17 protein-coding genes and 1 pseudogene are annotated in these 19,671 nt (G+C 52.1%); 8 read left to right on the plus strand and 10 right to left on the minus strand.

Annotation, left to right across the window (positions count from 1 at the left end):
- Positions 1–304: 304 nt before the first annotated feature.
- From yjfF to ytfQ, 4 genes are all read right to left on the minus strand, one after another.
- Positions 305–1,297, minus strand: coding sequence for a galactofuranose ABC transporter, permease protein YjfF (gene yjfF / locus DCH402_RS04615; protein WP_040000018.1), 993 nt, complete (start codon positions 1,295–1,297; stop codon positions 305–307).
- The gene (gene ytfT / locus DCH402_RS04620) at positions 1,284–2,321 is read right to left on the minus strand and encodes a galactofuranose ABC transporter, ATP-binding protein YtfT (protein WP_040003377.1); all 1,038 of its coding nucleotides are present in this window, start codon (positions 2,319–2,321) and stop codon (positions 1,284–1,286) included. The genes yjfF and ytfT overlap by 14 nt, the downstream gene beginning before the upstream one ends.
- A 13-nt stretch (positions 2,322–2,334) precedes the next feature.
- A complete protein-coding gene (gene ytfR / locus DCH402_RS04625; protein ID WP_040000019.1) occupies positions 2,335–3,837 on the minus strand; it encodes a galactofuranose ABC transporter, ATP-binding protein YtfR in 1,503 nt (500 codons plus the stop codon).
- 76 nt (positions 3,838–3,913) lie between these two features.
- Entirely contained in the window at positions 3,914–4,870 is a 957-nt protein-coding gene (gene ytfQ, locus DCH402_RS04630) for a galactofuranose ABC transporter, galactofuranose-binding protein YtfQ (protein ID WP_040000020.1), read from the minus strand.
- A 1,041-nt stretch (positions 4,871–5,911) separates the two neighbouring features.
- On the opposite strand from ytfQ, the gene mgtS reads away from it, so the two are divergent.
- Positions 5,912–6,007, plus strand: coding sequence for a protein MgtS (gene mgtS / locus DCH402_RS22175; RefSeq protein ID WP_012768723.1), 96 nt, complete (start codon positions 5,912–5,914; stop codon positions 6,005–6,007).
- 88 nt (positions 6,008–6,095) lie between these two features.
- On the opposite strand, the gene DCH402_RS04635 is transcribed toward mgtS, so the two are convergent.
- From DCH402_RS04635 to DCH402_RS04645, 3 genes are all read right to left on the minus strand, one after another.
- On the minus strand, positions 6,096–6,689 hold the full coding sequence (locus DCH402_RS04635) for an ankyrin repeat domain-containing protein (RefSeq protein WP_040000022.1): 594 nt from the start codon (positions 6,687–6,689) through the stop codon (positions 6,096–6,098).
- Positions 6,690–6,749: 60 nt separating this feature from the next.
- The gene (katB, locus tag DCH402_RS04640) at positions 6,750–8,225 is read right to left on the minus strand and encodes a catalase KatB (protein ID WP_411431455.1); all 1,476 of its coding nucleotides are present in this window, start codon (positions 8,223–8,225) and stop codon (positions 6,750–6,752) included.
- Between the two features lie 626 nt (positions 8,226–8,851).
- Positions 8,852–9,625, minus strand: coding sequence for a (S)-acetoin forming diacetyl reductase (locus tag DCH402_RS04645; protein ID WP_012768726.1), 774 nt, complete (start codon positions 9,623–9,625; stop codon positions 8,852–8,854).
- Between the two features lie 334 nt (positions 9,626–9,959).
- Between DCH402_RS04645 and DCH402_RS04650 the strand changes: the two genes are divergently transcribed.
- The 3 genes and pseudogenes from DCH402_RS04650 (at position 9,960) to cybB (ending at position 11,666) form a co-directional block, all read left to right on the plus strand.
- Complete coding sequence (locus DCH402_RS04650) at positions 9,960–10,613, plus strand: hypothetical protein (protein WP_040000025.1); 654 nt, start codon at positions 9,960–9,962, stop codon at positions 10,611–10,613.
- Positions 10,614–10,805, plus strand: a pseudogene (locus tag DCH402_RS22980) (LysE family translocator); the annotation flags it as partial.
- 327 nt (positions 10,806–11,132) lie between these two features.
- Positions 11,133–11,666 (plus strand): cytochrome b561, encoded by a 534-nt coding sequence (cybB, locus tag DCH402_RS04660; RefSeq protein WP_040000029.1) that lies wholly within the window; start codon positions 11,133–11,135, stop codon positions 11,664–11,666.
- A gap of 65 nt (positions 11,667–11,731) precedes the next feature.
- Here the strand turns inward: cybB and DCH402_RS04665 are convergent, their stop codons facing one another.
- The 3 genes from DCH402_RS04665 to DCH402_RS22985 form a co-directional block, all read right to left on the minus strand.
- Positions 11,732–12,187: an SRPBCC family protein gene (locus tag DCH402_RS04665; RefSeq protein WP_040000031.1), complete on the minus strand. Its 456-nt coding sequence runs from the start codon at positions 12,185–12,187 to the stop codon at positions 11,732–11,734.
- A gap of 1,744 nt (positions 12,188–13,931) precedes the next feature.
- On the minus strand, positions 13,932–14,237 hold the full coding sequence (locus DCH402_RS21075) for a GNAT family N-acetyltransferase (RefSeq protein WP_226052390.1): 306 nt from the start codon (positions 14,235–14,237) through the stop codon (positions 13,932–13,934).
- Positions 14,218–14,400, minus strand: coding sequence for a hypothetical protein (locus tag DCH402_RS22985; protein WP_233276321.1), 183 nt, complete (start codon positions 14,398–14,400; stop codon positions 14,218–14,220). The genes DCH402_RS21075 and DCH402_RS22985 overlap by 20 nt, the downstream gene beginning before the upstream one ends.
- Positions 14,401–14,667: 267 nt before the next feature.
- On the opposite strand from DCH402_RS22985, the gene pncC reads away from it, so the two are divergent.
- The 4 genes from pncC to alaS all read left to right on the plus strand — a co-directional run bounded on the left by pncC (position 14,668) and on the right by alaS (position 19,638).
- The gene (gene pncC / locus DCH402_RS04675) at positions 14,668–15,156 is read left to right on the plus strand and encodes a nicotinamide-nucleotide amidase (protein WP_040000033.1); all 489 of its coding nucleotides are present in this window, start codon (positions 14,668–14,670) and stop codon (positions 15,154–15,156) included.
- Positions 15,157–15,265: 109 nt separating this feature from the next.
- A complete protein-coding gene (recA, locus tag DCH402_RS04680) occupies positions 15,266–16,342 on the plus strand; it encodes a recombinase RecA (protein WP_040000035.1) in 1,077 nt (358 codons plus the stop codon).
- Between the two features lie 42 nt (positions 16,343–16,384).
- On the plus strand, positions 16,385–16,873 hold the full coding sequence (gene recX / locus DCH402_RS04685; protein ID WP_040000036.1) for a recombination regulator RecX: 489 nt from the start codon (positions 16,385–16,387) through the stop codon (positions 16,871–16,873).
- Between the two features lie 137 nt (positions 16,874–17,010).
- On the plus strand, positions 17,011–19,638 hold the full coding sequence (gene alaS / locus DCH402_RS04690; protein ID WP_040000038.1) for an alanine--tRNA ligase: 2,628 nt from the start codon (positions 17,011–17,013) through the stop codon (positions 19,636–19,638).
- The last annotated feature ends 33 nt before the right edge of the window (positions 19,639–19,671 follow it).

Below are 19,671 nucleotides of genomic sequence, written 5' to 3' on the forward strand. Positions count from 1 at the left end.
TTATGTTCGAACAACGTACAACCTGGTGGTGTGAAGAAAGGAAAGCGAAGGGTGGCAAGGGGGAAAAGCGCTGTGGGTATATACCCTAAATAATTCAAGTTGCAGGAAGGCGGCAACAGAGCGAATCCCCAGGAGCTTACTCAAGTAAGTGACCGGGGTGAGCGAGGGCAGCCAACGCACCTGCAACTTGAAGTATGACGGGTATGATATCGGGTCGTTGCCCGATGACAACATGCGCTATCCCTGTATTCAAACATAGGCGTATTCCCGCCGATGGCAAGTTTGCCGCCGGCGGGCGCTGCCGTTATCCGTGCGGGGCGATACGGCGCACCGGCGCATTCTGGCGGTTTTCCCACAGCGCGGTCAGGCCGCGTTGCAGGGCGATGAACACAAACAACAACACGCCGATGGCGATCTTGGTCCACCAGGAACTCAGCGTGCCGTCGAAATTGATATAGGTCTGGATCAGCCCCTGAATCGCCACGCCGAACAGCGTGCCGAGCACGGTACCGACGCCGCCGCTCAGCAGCGTACCGCCGATCACCACCGAGGCGATGGCATCCAGCTCGACGCCGACCCCAGCCAGCGCATACCCCGCCGAGGTATAAATGGAAAATACGATCCCGGCGAGGGTCGCCAGCCCGGTGGACAGCATATAAATGCGAAGGGTGGTGCTGCGGGTGGAAATGCCCATCAGATTGGCGGAGGTGCTGTTGCCGCCGATGGCGTAAACCTGATTGCCGAAGCGGGTATGGCGTGCCAGCACGATGCCGACGGCGACCACCATTAGCATCAGCAGCCCCATGGCGCTAAGCCGACCGCCGCCGGGGATGGTCCACGCCAGGCTGGAGAGCGTTTCATAGATCGGGTGGTTGATCGGCAGCGATTCTTTCGACACCAGATAACTGGCGCCGCGCAGAAAGAACATCCCCGCCAGCGTGATAATAAACGCCGGGATTTTTAACGCATCGATGAGTAGCCCCATGAACGCACCAAAAGCGCATCCCATCACTAAAATCAGCGGGAACGCCACCAGCGGCGACAGCCCCCACACGCCGATAGCTTTGGCGAGAAACACGCCGGTGAAGGCGATCACCGACCCGACGGACAGGTCGATACCGCCGGAGAGGATCACAAAGGTCATGCCGACGGCGATGATGCCAAGAAAGGCGTTATCGGTAAGAATGTTGCAAATCACCCGGGTGGAGGCAAAGCCCGGAAATTGCGTCAGGCAGTACAGGTAACCCAGCACGAACACCGCCAGTGTGATCATCAGCGGCAGATTACGCTTTATCATGATGGCCAGCTCCTTTCAGCAAGGTCATGAAACGCGGCGACTGGACGATCAAGACGCACAGCACCACGATAGCTTTCACTACCTGATTCAGCTCCGGCGGAAAGCCGGACAGTAGAATGCCGGTGTTCATGCCCTGAATAATCAGCGCACCCACCACCGACAGCGCCAGATTGAAGCGCCCGCCCATCAGCGAGCCGCCACCGATCACCACCGCGAGAATGGCGTCCAACTCCAGCCACAGACCGGCGTTGTTGGCGTCGGCTCCGCGGATATCGGCGGTGACGATCACCCCGGCGATGGCGGCACACAGCCCGCTCAGCATGTAAGTCATCGTGACCATGGCGCGGGTGCTGACCCCGGCGTTTTTCGCCGCCCGAATATTGATACCCACCGATTCGATGAACAATCCCAGCGCGGTGCGCCGCACCAGCAGCCAGAACAGAATCAAGGTGACCAACGCGATGATGATAGGCGTTGGAAACCAGAACAGCGCACCGCTGCCGAGCCAGGCCAGCGGTGGTGAGTTGAACGTGACGATCTGCCCGGCGGTGATCAACTGAGCGATACCACGCCCGGCCACCATCAGGATCAAGGTCGCGACGAACGGCTGGATCTTCAGAACCGCCACCAGAATACCGTTCCACAGCCCGGCCAGCATACCGACGCCGAGTGCGGCCAGCAGCACTATCCCCAGACTGTAGCCCTGCACGGTGAGCGACGCCGCCACCGCGCCGGCGATCGCCATAATGGCGCCGACCGACAGGTCAATCCCACCGGTGGCGATCACCAGCGTCATGCCGATCGCCAGCAACGCCACCGGCGCTGCCCGGTTGAGAATATCGATGGGGCTGCCGAACAGGCGGCCATCCTGCACCACGATTTGGAAAAAGTGGCTGGCGACCAGGCTGTCTACCAGCAACACCAGCACCAGCGCGGCAATCTGCGGCGTACCTTGTGATAACCGCAGCGCCGGCCAGCGAAACGGGCGCTTATCGGAGCCCGGCTTGATCAGTGATCGAGGCATCACCATGCCCTCCTTATGCCGCGATGGCATTCATGATGGCGGAAACGGATAGCTGGTCGAGCGGGATTTCCGCCACCTGCTGCCGGTCACGCATAATCAGCACCCGGTCGGCGTACCCCACCAATTCCTCCAGTTCGGATGAGATCACCAGCAGCGCCAGCCCGTTGGCGCACAGGCTTTCGATCAACCGGATGATTTCGGCGTGGGCGCCGACGTCGATGCCGCGCGTCGGTTCATCGAGGATCAGGAATTGCGGTTTGGTCAGCAGCCAGCGAGATAGCAGCACTTTCTGTTGATTGCCGCCGGACAGTAATTCGATGGGTTGCTCGGTACCCGGCGTGCGGATGCCAAGCTGGCGGATGAACCGCTCGGCGATGGCTATCTGTTCCCGGCGCGGGATCGGCCGTAGCCAGCCGCGCTGCGCCTGCAACGCCAGAATAATATTTTCCCGCACCGAGGCGGCGGCGATGATGCCGTCGGTTTTGCGATCTTCCGGGCAAAAACCGATGCCAAGGCAGGAAGCCTGATGTGGCGATCGCAGCGTCTGTGGTTTTCCCTTGATCACCGCTTCGCCGCGATCGGCCGGTTTGATGCCGAAGATCACTTCGGCGGTTTCCGTGCGCCCGGATCCCAGCAACCCGGCGAGGCCGACGATTTCACCCGGTCGTACCGCCAGTTCAAACGGTTCAATCACGCCTTTTTTGCCGTAGCCTGTGAATTCCACCACTGGCTTGTCGCTCAGCAGCGTGCGCCCGGCGCGTTGCAGCGCGTTTTGTTCCAGTTCGCGCCCCAGCATCATTTTCACCAGTTCTATTTGCAGCAGTGAGGCGGTATCGCGGGTGCCGACGAACGCGCCGTTGCGCAGCACGGTGATGCGGTCGGTCACCTGATAAACCTGGTCGAGAAAATGGGTGACGAAGATCAGGCTGACGCCCTGATCGCGCAACTGACGCATCAGGGTGAACAGCATCTCCACTTCCTGCGTGTCGAGGCTGGCGGTGGGCTCATCAAGGATCAATACCTTGGCGGAAAGATCGATGGTGCGGCAGATGGCGACGATTTGCTGCATTGCGACCGAAAAGCGGTTCAGCGGTTCGCGTACATCCAGTTCGAAACCGTAGGAAGACATCAGCGCCGCCGCGCGTTTTTCCATCTCGGCGCGTTGCAATAATCCGAAGCGCCGGGGTTCGCGGCCGATAAACAGGTTATCCGCCACCGACAAATTGGGCAGCAGATTCACTTCCTGATACACCGTGCCGATCCCCAGTTGCTGGGCGTGAGCGGTATTTTTCGGCGAGATAGACTGTCCTTCAAGGTAAATCGCGCCGGCATCCCGTTGATACACCCCAGTGAGCGTTTTGATCAATGTGGATTTCCCTGCGCCGTTTTCCCCCAGCAACGCCATGATTTCACCACGCCGCAGGCTGAAATCGACGTTGTCGAGCGCTTTTACGCCGGGAAAAAATTTGCTCAGCCCTTCCGTACGCAGGATCTCCTGGTTATCGAAATCGTTCATGGGATTCTCCCTCACAAAACCGGCGATGTCCTCCATCCTGCCGTCGCGGTGGCAGGACGGAGATGACGATAAACGATCAATATCCCATGTTCTTTTTCTTATCGAGCTCGGTCTGTGCGCTGTCAGGTTTGAACAGGGTGGACGGCGTCAGAATCAGTTTGGGCGGCAATGTACCCTCCTTTTTATATTTTTCCAGCGCGTCAAACGCCGGTCCTGCCATATTGGGCGTCAGTTCGACCGAGACATTAGCTTCGCCCGCCAGCATGGCGCGAAAAATATCCGGTACGCCGTCAATCGAACCGGTCAGAATATCTTTTCCCGGTTTTAACCCGGCTTCCTTAATAGCCTGAATAGCACCGATCACCATATCGTCGTTATGGGCGAAAACCATGCAGATATTCTTGCCGTTATTTTCTGACTTAATAAAACTTTCCATTACCTGCTTGCCGCCGCTACGGGTAAAGTCGCCGGACTGGGAACGGATAATTTTAATATTGGGTGTTTTGGCGATAGCGTTTTCAAAGCCTTTTTTACGGTCAATGGCGACGCTGGCGCCGACGGTGCCTTCTAACTGCACGACATTACAGTTTTTACCGTTTTCATTGTTAATCAGCCACTCGCCAATTAATGCCCCTTCCTTGATATTGTCGGCACGTACGGTGGTGAGATACAGCGAGTCATCTTTGACGTCGATACCGCGGTCCAGCAGGATCACCGGGATTTTGGCTTCTTTGGCTTCTTTCAGCACCGGCTCCCAGCCGGTCGCCACGACGGGGGCAATGAAAATAGCATCCACCCCTTGTGCGATAAAGGAACGTACCGCCTTGATCTGGTTTTCCTGTTTTTGCTGAGCATCGGCTATTTTCAGGTTAATACCGCGCGCTTTTGCCTGTTCTTTCGCGACTGTGGTTTCCGCCGCGCGCCAGCCTGATTCCGAGCCGACTTGAGAAAATCCCACCGTTAACGGCGCGGCCAGCGCGACCGATGACAAGGACGCACACACAGCTGAAGCTAACATGACGCGTTTCCACATAAAAGTGTCCTCTCTGGTTATCATTGGCTATCGGTTTTTCATTCTTGGGGACAACGGTATTATTCGGTATTCAGGATTGCCCCGATCCTGGGGTACGACAGGCGGGGGGATTTTTCCTCTGCTAAACGCTCATAACAAAACAGTAGTTTTTGCCGCGGGAAGAGGGTCAGGGCGTATTCGCTGATCTTATGGATAAAATAGCCGTCAGCGAAGAATCTGTGACCCCACGCAAATATTGTTTTAGGTCATTTTTTCACAACGGGAGAGGACGGCCTGGCTTTCTATTAACGACGTCATTTTTTTAATAATTGGATTGATTAAGACTGAAGAAATATAACGACCATCGGCTTATTTTTCGATGGTCTGTTTTATTTTTCAGGAATGCATCCGGAATATGGATATTTAAGGTGTCCCTGATGGTCCGTTCCAGCATCAGGTAAAGCATACGTCATACGAATAGTGTATTTTTCTTGTATCTGCTGACAATAAATATAGGTTTTTATTATTATCAATAAAATTCATTACACTATTTTTATATATGCTCGCGTATAATTCCCTTCGTGACTATACCCGTCATACTTCAAGTTGCAGGTTCGTTGGCTTTCCTCGCTCACCCCAGTCACTTACTGATGTAAGCTCCCGGGGATTCACTGCGTCGCCGCGTTACAAGGCTCAATGAGCCTTGCCCTGACGGGCCAACGCTTTGCGTTGTTCAACACGCGAGCGTGTTGTCCTGCAACTCGAATTATTTTGGGTATAAAGGTGATTAGGTTTTTAAAAACAAGTGGTTATTGTTTTTTGTGGTGTACATCAGGATGTGGCTCACTGAAAGTGGTGGTTGGGAGAGGCGAGAGTAGGGTTGTTTTGGGGCTTTCGTCCTGGTCCGATTTTTTAATGTTCAATAAAACGTTAATGTTTGCTTAACTTTCGGACGATAAAATCTGCATGTAATGAGTGAATGTCTGATTGTGTGAATGTCTGATCGTATGAATGTGCGGTGGAACCATGAGGTTGCTTTACATGTTGACGTAGGAGGTTGTTATGTTCGAACAGATTACTGTGTATTTGGCGATTCTGGCCGTGATTGTTGTACCGGGATTTCTGGCCGCATTTCTAAGCCCCAAATGGGATGACTGAATCCATGCTAACCCAGTCTGATATCACACGCCCCGCCTGAATATCATGGCTTCATGCGGGGCGTGTCGTTTTAGTCGGCTCGTTTTGGCTACTGCCCTTTTACTTCACCTTTTCCAAGCGCCTGCACGCTATTACCCAGCGCATCGGTCGCGTTCATATCCGCCCCTTTTTCCTGCAACGCTTTGAGAATTTCCGTGCGCTGAAACAGCGATGCATACATTGCCGCCGTTTGCCCGACGTTATTGCGGGTATCCGGATTACATGTTGCATTCAGCAATAAGTGGGCAATCTTCAGTTCACCTTTAAATACGGCGCCCATCAGTGCGGTATTACCGCGATTATCTTGCAGGCAAGGGTCGGCGCCGCGGTTGAGCAACAGCGATACGGTATCGTAATAGCCGTGATAAGCCGCCAGAATAACGGCGGTGTAGCCTTTTTCATCCCGGGCGTTGAGGTTGTAGCCCGCGTCGGCAAATTCCTGAATGACGGCGTTGTTGCCGGTGCGGGCGGCATCCCATAAATATTGGTTGAGCTGGCTTTTTATCTGCTGCTCACTCGCCGTTGGCGGTGTGGCTGTCGCGATGTGCGAGGCCGGCGGCGTTACCGGCACCGCCGCTGGCTGTGCCTGCGCGGTTGCCTGAGTGAACGCCAGCAAGCAAAAAAGAACATGAATCGGTTTCATGACGACGACTCCCTTGTCATTATCGCCGCCCGGATGAAGGTGCCGGGCGGCGATATTCCCTTAGTCGGCCAGTTTGCCGGCCAGTGACTGTACTTTGCTCAGGTCGCCTTTGGCGACGCTGGTCAGGCGAGTACCGTAGGTTGCATCAGCCTTATAGAAGTAAGAAAGCATGATGGTTTTACTTTCGGTATCGGCCATCGCCAGTGCGGACCCAAGGCTTTGTACCAGATCATCCTGATCTTTTTTACTGTACGAGCGATACAGTTCGCCGGTCTGTTTGAAATTCTGCTCTTTCTGGATTTTACGCTGCTGCGTGGTGCCGTTCAGCGGCGTCTGGCTGTAGCGGGCGGAAACCAGCTCTTCGCGCGGATACAGCCGGCTTGGCTGGTAGTTAACGCCTTTGTCTTGCGTATGACCGCTATTCAGGCTGCCATCCTGATTGATATTGTTGGCTTTTTTCAGCGGAGCATTGATAGGCAAGCTCAGGCCGTTAGCGCCCAGACGGTACATCTGGGTATCGGCGTAGGAGAACAGGCGACCTTGCAGCAGCCGATCTTCAGACGGTTCGATACCCGGAACCAGGTTGGCCGGCGCCATGGCAACTTGCTCGGTTTCCTGGAAGAAGTTGTCCGGATTCTTGTTCAGCACCATCTGGCCGATTTTACGCTCCGGTACGCCAGGCCAGATTTTGGTGGCATCCAGCGGGTTGAAATCAAATTTAGCCAGATCGTCCGGCGTCAGCACCTGGATGTAAAGATCCCACTTCGGATAGTCGCTACGGTTGATAGCAGCAACCAGATCGTTGGTCATGTGGCTGTAATCCTTGCCCTGAACTTCCTCTACCTGTTTGGGATCGAGATTTTTCACGCCTTGCAGCGTCTTCCAGTGGAACTTGACGTAATGCACTTCACCTTTGGCATTAACCAGCTTGTAGGCATGAACGCCGTTGCCGTCCATGTTGCGATAACTGGCCGGCGTGCCTTCGTTGGAGTAGAGCAAGGTCAGGGTACGAATAGATTCCGGAACGTGAGAGAAGAAATCAAACCGGCGTCCGTCATTATCCTGATTGGTACGCGGGTCGGGTTTGAACGCGTGCACCATATCCGGGAATTTAATGGCGTCGCGAATGAAGAAGGTCGGGAAATTATTGCCTACCAGATCCCAGTTGCCTTGTGCGGTATAGAACTTGGTGGCGAAGCCGCGTGGGTCACGCAGGGTTTCCGGAGAGTGATTGCCGTGCACTACGCTTGAGAAACGTACGAATACGGGGGTTTCGCTGCCTTTTTTGAACACCTGGGCGATAGTCAGATCCGAAATATCTTCCGTCGCGGTGAATGACCCATGTGCGCCGGTGCCGCGGGCATGTACCACGCGTTCCGGAATACGTTCACGATCAAAACGTTGCAGCTTCTGCAACAACTGGACATCTTGCAGTAAAACCGGGCCGTTGGGACCCGCGGTTTGCGAGTTTTGGTTGTCGCCCACCGGTGCGCCATTATCGCGGGTCAGGGTATCTGCCAATACCGGGGAGGCCATTAAGAGTGAAATGATGATCGCCAGCGGTTTTTTCCAGCCGGGGACACGATATATGGAGGTGCGATTGCTCATAACTTTCCTCATCTTCCGTATGATTATTATCAACAATAGGGTTTGGTTATTGCTGTGATTCCATTGCACTGCTCGAAGCTATAAGCAGAGAAGATTCTCCATCAGAGACCTTGATAATACCGATGCCCTGTTGGTGAATGCGGTTTATCTATCGTTCGTTCCCTGTCGTCATGACGGGGTGTGAGAGGTTTCCGCTCATGGTCGGCCGTCTGGTTAACCGCCGCTGTTACTGGAGAGTCTCAACGCCTACAGCAACAGTGGCTACTTTACCGTTTTTGACAAAATGGATAACGGCAGTTGTTTCTATCGAATTAATAGGCATACCCTGAGTAGGGAGTCGCTAAAAGGGTGAAGGTCGCCATAGACAAGGTTGAAAAACCGTTATAGCACCGGCCGTGATGGTGTTCTGCTGTTTGCATTACGCACGGGTCAGAAGAGGAGGAAGGGAAGAAACACCCCTCGCCGTATGGCGAGAAGTGTTGAAGCCTGCCGGCGTAACGGTATAAAGCGCACGACGAGCCATGCCGTCGTGCACATTGAGTGAAATACCCTATTTAGTTAAATACCATACCGCCGTCGATCAGCAACGCCTGGCCGGTCATGTAGTCGGAGTCAGGGCCGGCAAGGTAGGAGACGCAGGCGGCGACATCTTCCGGCTCGGACAAACGGCCCAGTGTGATGCGTTTGGCGAACTCGGCTGTGCCGTAGCCAAGCGGTTTGCCCGCCGCTTCGGAAATCTGGCGGTCAATCTCTTCCCACATTGGCGTTTTAACGATACCCGGGCAGTAAGCATTGACGGTGATGCCCAGCGGCGCCAAATCGCGTGCAGCGGTTTGCGTCAGACCACGTACGGCGAATTTACTGGAACTGTAAACCGCCAGTTCCGGGTTGCCGACGTGGCCTGCCTGGGATGCTGCATTGATAATTTTCCCGCCTTGCCCCTGAGCCTTAAACGCTTCCAGCGCAGCCTGTATGCCCCAGATGACGCCTTTCACGTTGATGTTGTATACCTTATCAACGATTTCCGGCGTGATATCTTCGATTAGCGTCGTCGGGGCGATACCGGCGTTATTGACGATCACGTGAAAGCCGCCCAGTTGTTTGTGCGCGGTGCGAACCGCATGAAATACCTGGTCGCGGTCGGAGACATCCGCAATCAGTGCAATGGCGTTGCCGCCGTGCTGCCTGATTTCCTGCGCCACCTGGCCGGCGGTATCACCGTTATAATCCACGGCGGCGACGGCAAAACCGTCTTTTGCCAGACGAAGAGCAATGGCCCGGCCGATTCCCTGACCTGCGCCAGTGACCAATGCGACTTTTTGTTTCATGGTCTTTTCCTGTGTTGTGAATGAAAGAACAGCTTCTGCGGGCAGGCTAGCGCGCGGTAACTAGAATGAAAACTTATAGTAAATATCGAAGACTATCAGTTTAATAGACTAACTTTTCTCAATTAAAAACAAATGCATTAATGACATCTGTATACGGTGGTGTTTTTGATTTTTTATGCTGCTGAAGAGAGATGTGGCATGTCGGGTGATCGCCGCTTAGGTGATAAAGATTGGTCTGGAGAAGGCGATAAACACAGTGTACCCTGCGAAGAACATCATTCGGGCCATGTCCCGCCGATATCTGTCTTATATGACTGTTTAAAAGCCGGTAACCATGAGCTACATCGATACCATCAAACACGAACTGGTTGGTTTTCTGAACGGATTGCCAATCTATCATCCGCTGGAGGACGTGACGGATTCTCCCTGGGGAGCGGATGATTTTTCATGTACGCCAGACAATTTGATTATCGGCGGCGGTGCGGGTGAGCACCCGGCGCTGGTGATCCATGAGTTAGGGGCGCTGGTTGCATCCTACCTGTTGCTATGCCTGCAAAAGCACAATGAGTTTTTTCCCGAACAGCCTGATCCGTTGCCGGAAATTTCGGTAGATCGACTGTATGAAATGGCGGAACGGCCGCGTTCGCTGGAGTTTTGCGGCTGGTCGATGAATCACGTCAAAGAGTTTGTCGATCTGGCCCGTTCACCGTTGCACCCTAACGCGCTAGCGGAATTGGGCAGTGCCGAAGAGTGGATTGAACACTCTATTGGTGAATTCGTTTACTACTCGCTACCTGAGCTGAATCCGTTCGATACGCAAATAGCGCTGTTACCCGGCATGGAGGGCTGGTTTCCCGGCTACTGGATGTGCAACGTAACCTGCCCGCCGCCAAACTATGTCAAAACGCGAAAGCAGTCGTTACAGTCTGGTTCGTTTCAGGATCACGGTTTTTTCCGCTGGGATTATCACTATCCTCCGGAGGAGTGAGTGGTTGCGTCTGCGATTGCTTTAGGTCTGGTGCTGACACCCGGCCCGAATATGATTTACCTGCTCTCGCGCACGGTGTGCCAGGGGCGCAGAGCCGGTCTGGTGTCGTTGTCTGGCGTGGTGCTGGGTTTTTTGTTCTATATGACCGCTGCTTCATACTTGCACGTAGCCGTGACTTTGCGGCCTTTTCCCGCTGATTTCCCTCTGTCAGGTGATGTTATCCGCACCAAATTCGACTTACATCCTGCCAATCAACCTTACTGACGGATGACAGTTCTATACACTGGGGCTGGTAATGTTTGTCTCAACCCTTGTTGATGTTGTGTTATTCATCCCTGTCAGAGAGTAGTTTTTCCCGCCTTCGCTTAAGGCGGGATTTTTTTGTCCGCAGTACAGTATAGAAGGAGTGGAGTCTGACTAAAAAGTCGCTTAAAACTAAGGTTGGCTTAATAGAGTGACGTTAGGCTGTATGCGTCCTATATTCACATTGATTGTATGTCCATACAGAGAAGGAATTCCATGAAGACTAAGTATCATTCATCTCAGATAGCCTTGCACTGGCTGGCATTACTGCTGGTCGCAGTCACTTACGCCGCGATGGAACTGCGTGGTTTTGCTCCGCGTGGAAGCAGTGCACGAGCATTAATGTTGACGATTCACTACAGCTGTGGTGTTTCCGTATGGGTGCTGATGATCCTGAGAGTGGTGCAGCGCTTTCGTTATCCGACCCCTCCCATCACCCCACGACCAGCTCGGTTGCTGGTGATCGCTTCCCATGCCGTACATGGCTTTCTGTATCTGATGTTTTTGGCGCTGCCGATATTAGGTGTGGTGGGAATGTACTACCGTGGCGCTGACTGGTCAGTATTCGGTATTGCGATGCCGATAGCGGCAGAGCCGAACGAAGACATGAAACAAATTTTACTGAACATCCATGAGCTGATTGCCAATGCCGGCTATTTCCTGGTGGGGTTCCATGCCGTCGCTGCGCTGTATCATCACTATGTGGTGCGTGACGATACGCTGTTGCGCATGATGCCTGACAAAAAATAATATCGTCGATATAACGACGACGGGCGGTAGGGCTTTCCTGCCGCCCGTTTTTTTATGCACCAGAGCTAAGATTCAGGATGTTCCGCCATCTGTTTAAAGCGTAGTAACGTCTTGTTTAACATCTCTTTGGGTAGCAGTTGAAACACCTGGCTGAGTGTTCTTCCCAGAATGCCGCCGGGGGGATTGAACCGAATGCTGAGGGTGACTTCGGTACTCTCGCTGTTCGGGAGCGGCCGAAACGAGAGACGACCTTCATTAGGAATTCTGGCGCCCGGCAATGAACGCCAGTAGATAAACTCGCCCGGCTGTTCATCCTCGATGCGTGCCTTCCATTCAATATACTGGCCGAAGGGGGCCTTCATGCGCCATAAAGAATCCGTACGGTTAATGATGTCAATATGGGCGACATGGTTCATCAATACGGGCAATGTTTGGGGATTACGCCACAAATCAAATAGCACGTCAGCCGATCGGTGAATGATCAACGAACTGCTAAGCCGATCGGTGTGGTTATCCATCATGCCAGGTCCGCGTAAAAATGATGATGGCACGTTGTCTTCTCCCTTTAATGCCGAATGCAACAGACAATACCCCGCTATTGCCGTTAGTCATTACGGTACTGAACGTTTATCTGCAGCCGATTGTAGAGCGAGGTCTCGTTATCTCTTCTGGCGAGTGTACGTGATGGCCGTGGAAACCTGCAAATGTGAGGAAATAAAAATCTGCTCAGGCAGCAGGATAGGGGGCACTGGCGCATCCGGGAGATTGCGCGCATTCACAAAAACAAAGAATAGTGGCTGATTTTTGGGCAGTCTGGCGGGTTTCTGTTACACTTTAACTTAGTGTTAATTGACTGCTGTGCCATGTTATTAGAGTAAGGAATTTTATTTTCGATGTTCATTCTTTTTTAGCCCATCTTTCTGATGGGCTTTTTGTTCATCATGATGGTCACGGCAAGTATTATTATTTGTGTTTGATTTTTTTCTGTTGTCATTATCACAGAAAAAATAGATTGCATTCGTTTTATTAAGGTTAATTTAATCTCTCTGGTGTAATTTTGTTTTCAGTCAATCTCATTGTAGTGCCAAACACCAGGGTTTATTTATTATAAAGATGTTCTTTTTGCCCACCACTCGGTGGGCTTTCCTTTTCATGCGTCCGAACGGTTAATTCGTAAGAGTACATATTGTTTATTCACTGTGTGTTTCATTTTCACAAAATGAAAAACTGTTCTCCAAAAAATTTTAGCGATTTAGGTGTTTTTTGGTTTTCCTAATGTTGGCTTAATATTAATGTCGTAGAATTTTTTTCAGGCGGAGGAAAACCGCCAACCTGTGTCTTCAGGATGCTTCATGCCAGAGAATAGTGTTTTTTGCCCACCTTGATGGTGGGCTTTTTTTTGAGAGTGATATACCCGTCATACTTCACGTTGCAGGTGCGTTGGCTTTATTACTCGGCCCATCCTGGGGCCTCGCCCTACGGCCGCAGCGCGCTGCGTTCAAATCTGCTCCCGGCAGATTTGTCGCTCACCCCAGTCACTTACTTGAGTAAGCTCCCGGGGATTCTCTGCGTCGCCGTCTTCCTGCAACTCGAATTATTTTGGGTATAAATGTGATTTCATCATAGTGTTTTAATTAAATTCCGTTAGCGGCGATAAAACTAAGGTTGTTTTAAGAAAAGAAAGCTAATTTATAACCAGGCAGTCAATGGATAACTGTCGTGCCAGTACTACTAAACCCTTGCTGTTGAGAAAACCAATAGCTTAGCCCACCCGTCGGTGGGCTTTTTTTTAGTATCACCGGTTCGCTTTGCAATTTAAATAATTTAGCAGGGTACAATCATGCAGGGAAGTAAAAATATTTTTTCATCGGAGGTAATGTTAAGGCAATTATTTCCGATAAATAAAACAGACGTAATTGGTTTCGTTCCAGGGCTTTAAAAATGAATGGGAAATAGAATAACGTGAAAAATGAAAGGGAAAACGTCGCGCTAATAACTCGCCAGGGATGAGACACGCATAACAGGATTTTTCCGCCGCTGTATGCTTTCGGGTTGACGGGCAGGTGGCTGCCCTTGGGGCTGGCGTTAATTCCGCTCCAGGATCACCGCCGCGTCTTACTTAACTGAAAGTATCGGAGGTACGTAACGTTAACTCGCTTGATGCGTTAATCCACCCTGTAGCCAGGGGTTTTGCGTAACAAGAGTGTTATTTCCTTCTGGGATGCCGTTCCCATCAGGCCTGTCGGCTCAACTGACAGGCCTGCATTATTTTAGCTTCAAATACCATTGTTGAAGTGCACTGTCGCCTGCCGGCGATGACGGAAGAGCGGCCCTGTGTACAAACCCCAGGTGTCGGTAAAGCTGTATTGCCGGAGCATTATTATTCATGACGGTCAATGTCAGGCGGGATAAGCGAAGACGAGCGTCATTAATCAATGCACTCATTAGCGGGTAAGACGCACCGGTGCCGCGTAGCGATTCGGCAACGTAAACACCCCAGATCGTGCCTTCTTCATCATCGTTTACGCTGTAAGCGGCAATGCCGCCTAATTCATGTGCAGACGTACACACCCCATATATGGTTATGTTCCAGTCGGGCCAGGAACAGGCTATCGGGTTCGGCCTGCTCTTTTTGCCAATTGCTGCCGAAAGCGTAAGCTGCGTTCAGCAAGCCTTCCAGTCTGATGCGCCGAAATTCAGCAAGGTCGTCGGGGATTAGCTTACGGATAATCATTGCGGTGTTCTGCAGTTGTACCAATAAAAAAGCCCCGAGGCGGGGCATGCATGTCGTAAAAAACGCTATCACCGTTATTATTGTGTGTCGAGCATATACCGATACGGTGACAATAATACGACAGTCTGTTGCGTTATGTTGCGTGCGACTTCGCATTCCTGTGATGCAAGAACGTGGAGAAAGGAAAAATACTACCCCGAGGAAGACGGCGACCATTACTATTGAGCGGTGATGAATGAGGTGCGATAGATAAAACGGGATACCGTAATGACAGAAACAGACATATTGCGACTGAGCGAACAGTTAGGCGAGCGCCTGAAGGCGCGTCAGGCAAAAATAACCTGTGCTGAATCTTGCACCGGTGGCTGGCTGGCAAAGGCTATTACCGATGTCGCGGGAAGCTCGGCATGGTTTGATTATGGCTTTGTCACTTACAGCAATCAGGCGAAGCAAATGCTTATCGGCGTACAGGAAAAGACGCTGGCCGAATTTGGTGCGGTGAGCCGCGAAGTGGTCGCTGAAATGGCAACGGGGGCGCTGAGTCGCGCCGGTGCGGATATCGCCGTATCCGTCAGCGGGATTGCAGGGCCCGACGGAGGATCGCCAGATAAACCGGTCGGCACCGTATGGTTCGGTTTTTGTGATAAAGCGGGCAACCGTGCAGCCCTGCGTATGCAGTTTGAGGGCGATCGCCGCGATGTTCGTCTGCAGGCCGTCGCTTTTGCTCTGCAGACGCTGCTGGAGAGATTTTTATAAAATAGGCTTGATGCTGTATGAGTATACAGTATAATGCGTGCATCGGTTCGGTGAATCATGAATAAGCAACGGCGTAGAGGCAGCGGCAGGCTGCGCGACAGGAGTAAAAATGGCTATTGATGAGAACAAACAAAAGGCACTGGCGGCGGCGCTGGGCCAGATCGAAAAACAATTCGGTAAAGGTTCTATCATGCGTTTGGGCGAAGATCGCTCAATGGATGTTGAAACGATCTCCACAGGCTCCTTGTCGCTCGATATCGCACTGGGTGTTGGCGGTCTGCCAATGGGGCGTATTGTCGAAATCTATGGTCCGGAATCTTCCGGAAAAACGACGCTGACACTGCAGGTTATTGCCGCAGCGCAGCGTGAAGGCAAAACCTGTGCATTCATTGATGCGGAACATGCTCTGGATCCTATCTACGCCAAGAAACTGGGCGTTGATATCGATAATCTGCTGTGTTCTCAGCCTGATACCGGCGAACAGGCGTTGGAAATTTGTGATGCGCTGGCTCGTTCCGGTGCAGTGGATGTGATTATCGTCGACTCTGTCGCTGCGTTGACACCAAAAGCAGAGATCGAAGGGGAGATCGGTGATTCACACATGGGGCTGGCTGCGCGCATGATGAGCCAGGCGATGCGTAAATTGGCCGGTAACCTGAAGCAATCTAATACTCTGTTGATTTTCATCAACCAGATCCGCATGAAAATTGGCGTGATGTTCGGTAATCCGGAAACCACAACCGGTGGTAATGCCCTGAAATTCTACGCTTCCGTCCGTCTCGATATTCGTCGTATCGGTTCAATCAAGGAAGGCGAAGAAGTCGTCGGGAGTGAAACCCGGGTTAAGGTTGTGAAGAACAAAGTGGCTGCTCCGTTCAAACAGGCCGAGTTCCAGATTCTGTATGGCGAAGGGATTAATACCTTCGGTGAACTGGTAGACTTGGGCGTGAAATACAAACTGATTGAGAAAGCAGGCGCCTGGTACAGCTATAACGGCGACAAGATTGGTCAGGGTAAGGCGAATGCCTGTAATTTCCTGAAAGAAAATCCGGCTATTTCCGCTGAGCTGGATAAGAAGTTGCGCGAATCACTGTTGCATAAAGACAATGACGCGGTGCCGACTATCAGTGGTGAAAGCGCTGAGTACAAAGAAGCTGCGGCAGGTGAACTTAACGACGACTTTTAATCGTCGGCGTTGTGCAGGCAGCATATTCTCAGGATAACAGGTATGCCTAACATACTCCGCTATGTAATGAATGTGCTGGTTGTACGGGATCACAGTGAAATGGAATTACGTCGCAAAATTGCGACGTATTTGCAAGCAAATCCTGAGTGCGATGGTGCAGACGCCTGTTCTGCGCCATCCGAAATTCATACCCAAATCGAGCAGGCGATAGCAAGCTGCAAACAACAAGGGTGGCTGGATGATGGGCGCTATGCCCAGCGTTATATCAGCAGTCGCTGTCGTAAAGGATACGGTTCTCAGCGTATCTGTGCCGAACTCAGCCAGCGCGGTATTGATAAATCCATCCAGCGTATGGCGCTTCAGTCTTGTGATATTGACTGGTATTCGCAGGCGAAGACAGTCGCGGACCGTAAATTCGGTTCCCCTTTGCCGACGAATTGGCAGGAGCGAGCCAAAGTTCAGCGCTATTTGCTTTATCGCGGCTTTTCCCACGACGAAATTCAGTCGGTATATATGAATTTTTCCGATTGAACGCATACGGGATTTTACTTCCCCCCGAAGAAAATTTATCTTATTCCCACTTTTTTGTTCGCGTTTGGCTCGGTCACGTCCGTATGTTGCACCCACCTTGCCCGCGACTGTTCTTTTAGCTTGATTTCAGGACAATTATGAGCAAGAGCACCGCTGAGATCCGTCAAGCGTTTCTCGACTTTTTCCATAGTAAAGGACATCAGGTTGTCGCCAGTAGTTCGCTGGTGCCAAACAATGACCCCACGCTGCTGTTTACCAATGCCGGGATGAACCAGTTCAAGGATGTGTTCCTGGGGCTGGATAAACGTAACTATGTACGCGCTACGACGTCTCAACGTTGTGTCCGTGCCGGCGGTAAACATAACGATCTGGAAAATGTGGGTTACACTGCGCGCCATCACACCTTCTTCGAAATGCTGGGTAACTTCAGCTTCGGTGATTATTTTAAACGCGACGCCATTATTTATGCCTGGGAACTGTTAACCAGCTCTGAATGGTTTGGGTTGCCCAAGGAAAAATTATGGGTCACGGTTTATGCCACCGATGATGAAGCCTATGACATTTGGGCTAATGAGGTAGGCGTGCCGCACGAGCGTATCATCCGCATCGGGGACAATAAAGGTGCACCGTATGCGTCGGATAACTTCTGGCAAATGGGTGATACCGGCCCTTGTGGTCCGTGCTCTGAAATTTTCTACGATCATGGTGAACACATTTGGGGCGGACCTCCAGGAAGCCCGGAAGAAGACGGTGATCGCTATATTGAGATTTGGAACCTGGTATTCATGCAGTTCAACCGACAGGCGGACGGTACAATGCTGCCGTTGCCGAAACCCTCGGTTGATACCGGCATGGGGCTGGAGCGTATTTCTGCAGTTCTGCAACATGTCAATTCCAACTACGACATCGATTTGTTCAGTACGTTGATTGCTGAAGCCGCCCGTGTGGTGGGAGCCGATGATCTGAATAATAAATCGTTGCGCGTTATCGCCGACCACATCCGTTCTTGCGCGTTTCTGATCGCAGATGGCGTGATGCCGTCGAATGAAAACCGCGGTTATGTATTGCGTCGCATTATCCGCCGCGCTATTCGCCACGGTAATATGCTGGGTGCGAAGGAAACCTTCTTCTATAAGCTGGTGGGGCCGCTGATTGATGTTATGGGGTCTGCTGCTGAAGAACTGAAACGCCAGCGGAGTCTGGTTGAACAGGCGCTTAAGAACGAAGAGGAGCAGTTCGCCCGCACGCTGGAGCGCGGCTTGCTGTTACTGGATGAAGAGATTAAGCAGCTTAAGGGCGATACGCTGAGTGGCGAAGCGGCATTTCGCCTCTATGACACCTATGGTTTCCCGGTTGATTTGACGGCGGATGTTTGCCGTGAGCGTAATCTGAAAGTTGATGAAACCGGTTTTGAGCGTGCGATGGAGGCTCAACGCCAGCGTGCGCGTGATGCCAGCGGTTTCGGTGCTGATTACAACAGTCTGATTCGAGTCGATGAGTCGACAACGTTCTGTGGCTATGAGCGTACCGAACAGCAGTCTACGGTTGTGGCGATCTACCGTCAGGGTGAATCCGTGCAGGAAATTCAGGCGGGTGACGATGCGGTTGTGATCCTGAGCGAGACACCGTTTTATGGTGAATCGGGTGGGCAGGTTGGCGATCAGGGGACGTTGGTTTCAGCCGCCGCTCGTTTTTCTGTTGTCGACGCGCAGAAATATGGTCAGGCTATCGGGCATATCGGCTCATTGGTTCAGGGCGTTTTGCGGGTCAAGGACAAGGTGGATGCGGCAGTGGATCATGTTCGCCGCGATCGTATTCGTTTGAACCACTCTGCGACTCATCTACTGCACGCCGCTTTGCGTCAGGTCTTGGGCGACCATGTGGCGCAGAAAGGCTCATTGGTCAATGATAACTACCTGCGTTTTGACTTCTCTCATCCGGAAGCCATGAAACCGGAGCAGATTCGTCAGGTAGAAGATATCGTCAATATCCAAATTCGTCGCAATTTGCCGGTAGATACAGACGTAATGGCGCTGGATGCGGCCAGAGCGAAAGGTGCAATGGCGCTCTTTGGCGAGAAATACGACGAGCAGGTTCGTGTGTTATCAATGGGTGATTTTTCCATTGAGTTGTGTGGCGGTACGCATGCCCGTCGTACTGGCGATATCGGTCTGTTCCAGATTGTGTCTGAATCAGGTACGGCTGCCGGCGTTCGCCGTATTGAGGCTGTGACTGGCGAGAATGCAATTGTTGCCTTACACCAGCAAAGTGATTTGCTGCATGAAGTAACACAGTTGGTGAAGGGGGATAGCAACAATCTGGCCGATAAAGTCCGTTCTTTGCTGGAGCGTACTCGTGGGCTGGAAAAAGAATTGCAGCAGTTGAAGGGACAACAGGCCGCTCAGGAAAGCTCTTCATTGTCTGGCAAGGCAAAAGATATCAACGGCGTGAAACTGCTGGTGACACAGCTAAATAACGTTGAACCTAAACTGCTGCGCACGATGGTTGATGATCTGAAGAACCAACTGGGCTCCGCAGTGATCGTGCTATCGACGGTGGCTGACGGTAAGGTCAGCCTGATCGCTGGTGTAACCAAAGAATTGACCGACCGCGTCAAAGCGGGTGAGTTGGTTGGTTTTGTGGCAAACCAGGTCGGTGGCAAGGGCGGTGGTCGTCCGGATATGGCTCAGGCAGGCGGTAGTGATGTTGATGCGTTGCCATCGGCGCTGACCAGCATTGAAGCCTGGGTGGTTGATAAGCTATAAATACTAAATACGTGTTATCTAGGCAAAAACGTC

Origin of the sequence: Dickeya chrysanthemi NCPPB 402 (genome assembly GCF_000406105.1) — a bacterium.
Classification (GTDB): Bacteria; Pseudomonadota; Gammaproteobacteria; order Enterobacterales; family Enterobacteriaceae; genus Dickeya; species Dickeya chrysanthemi.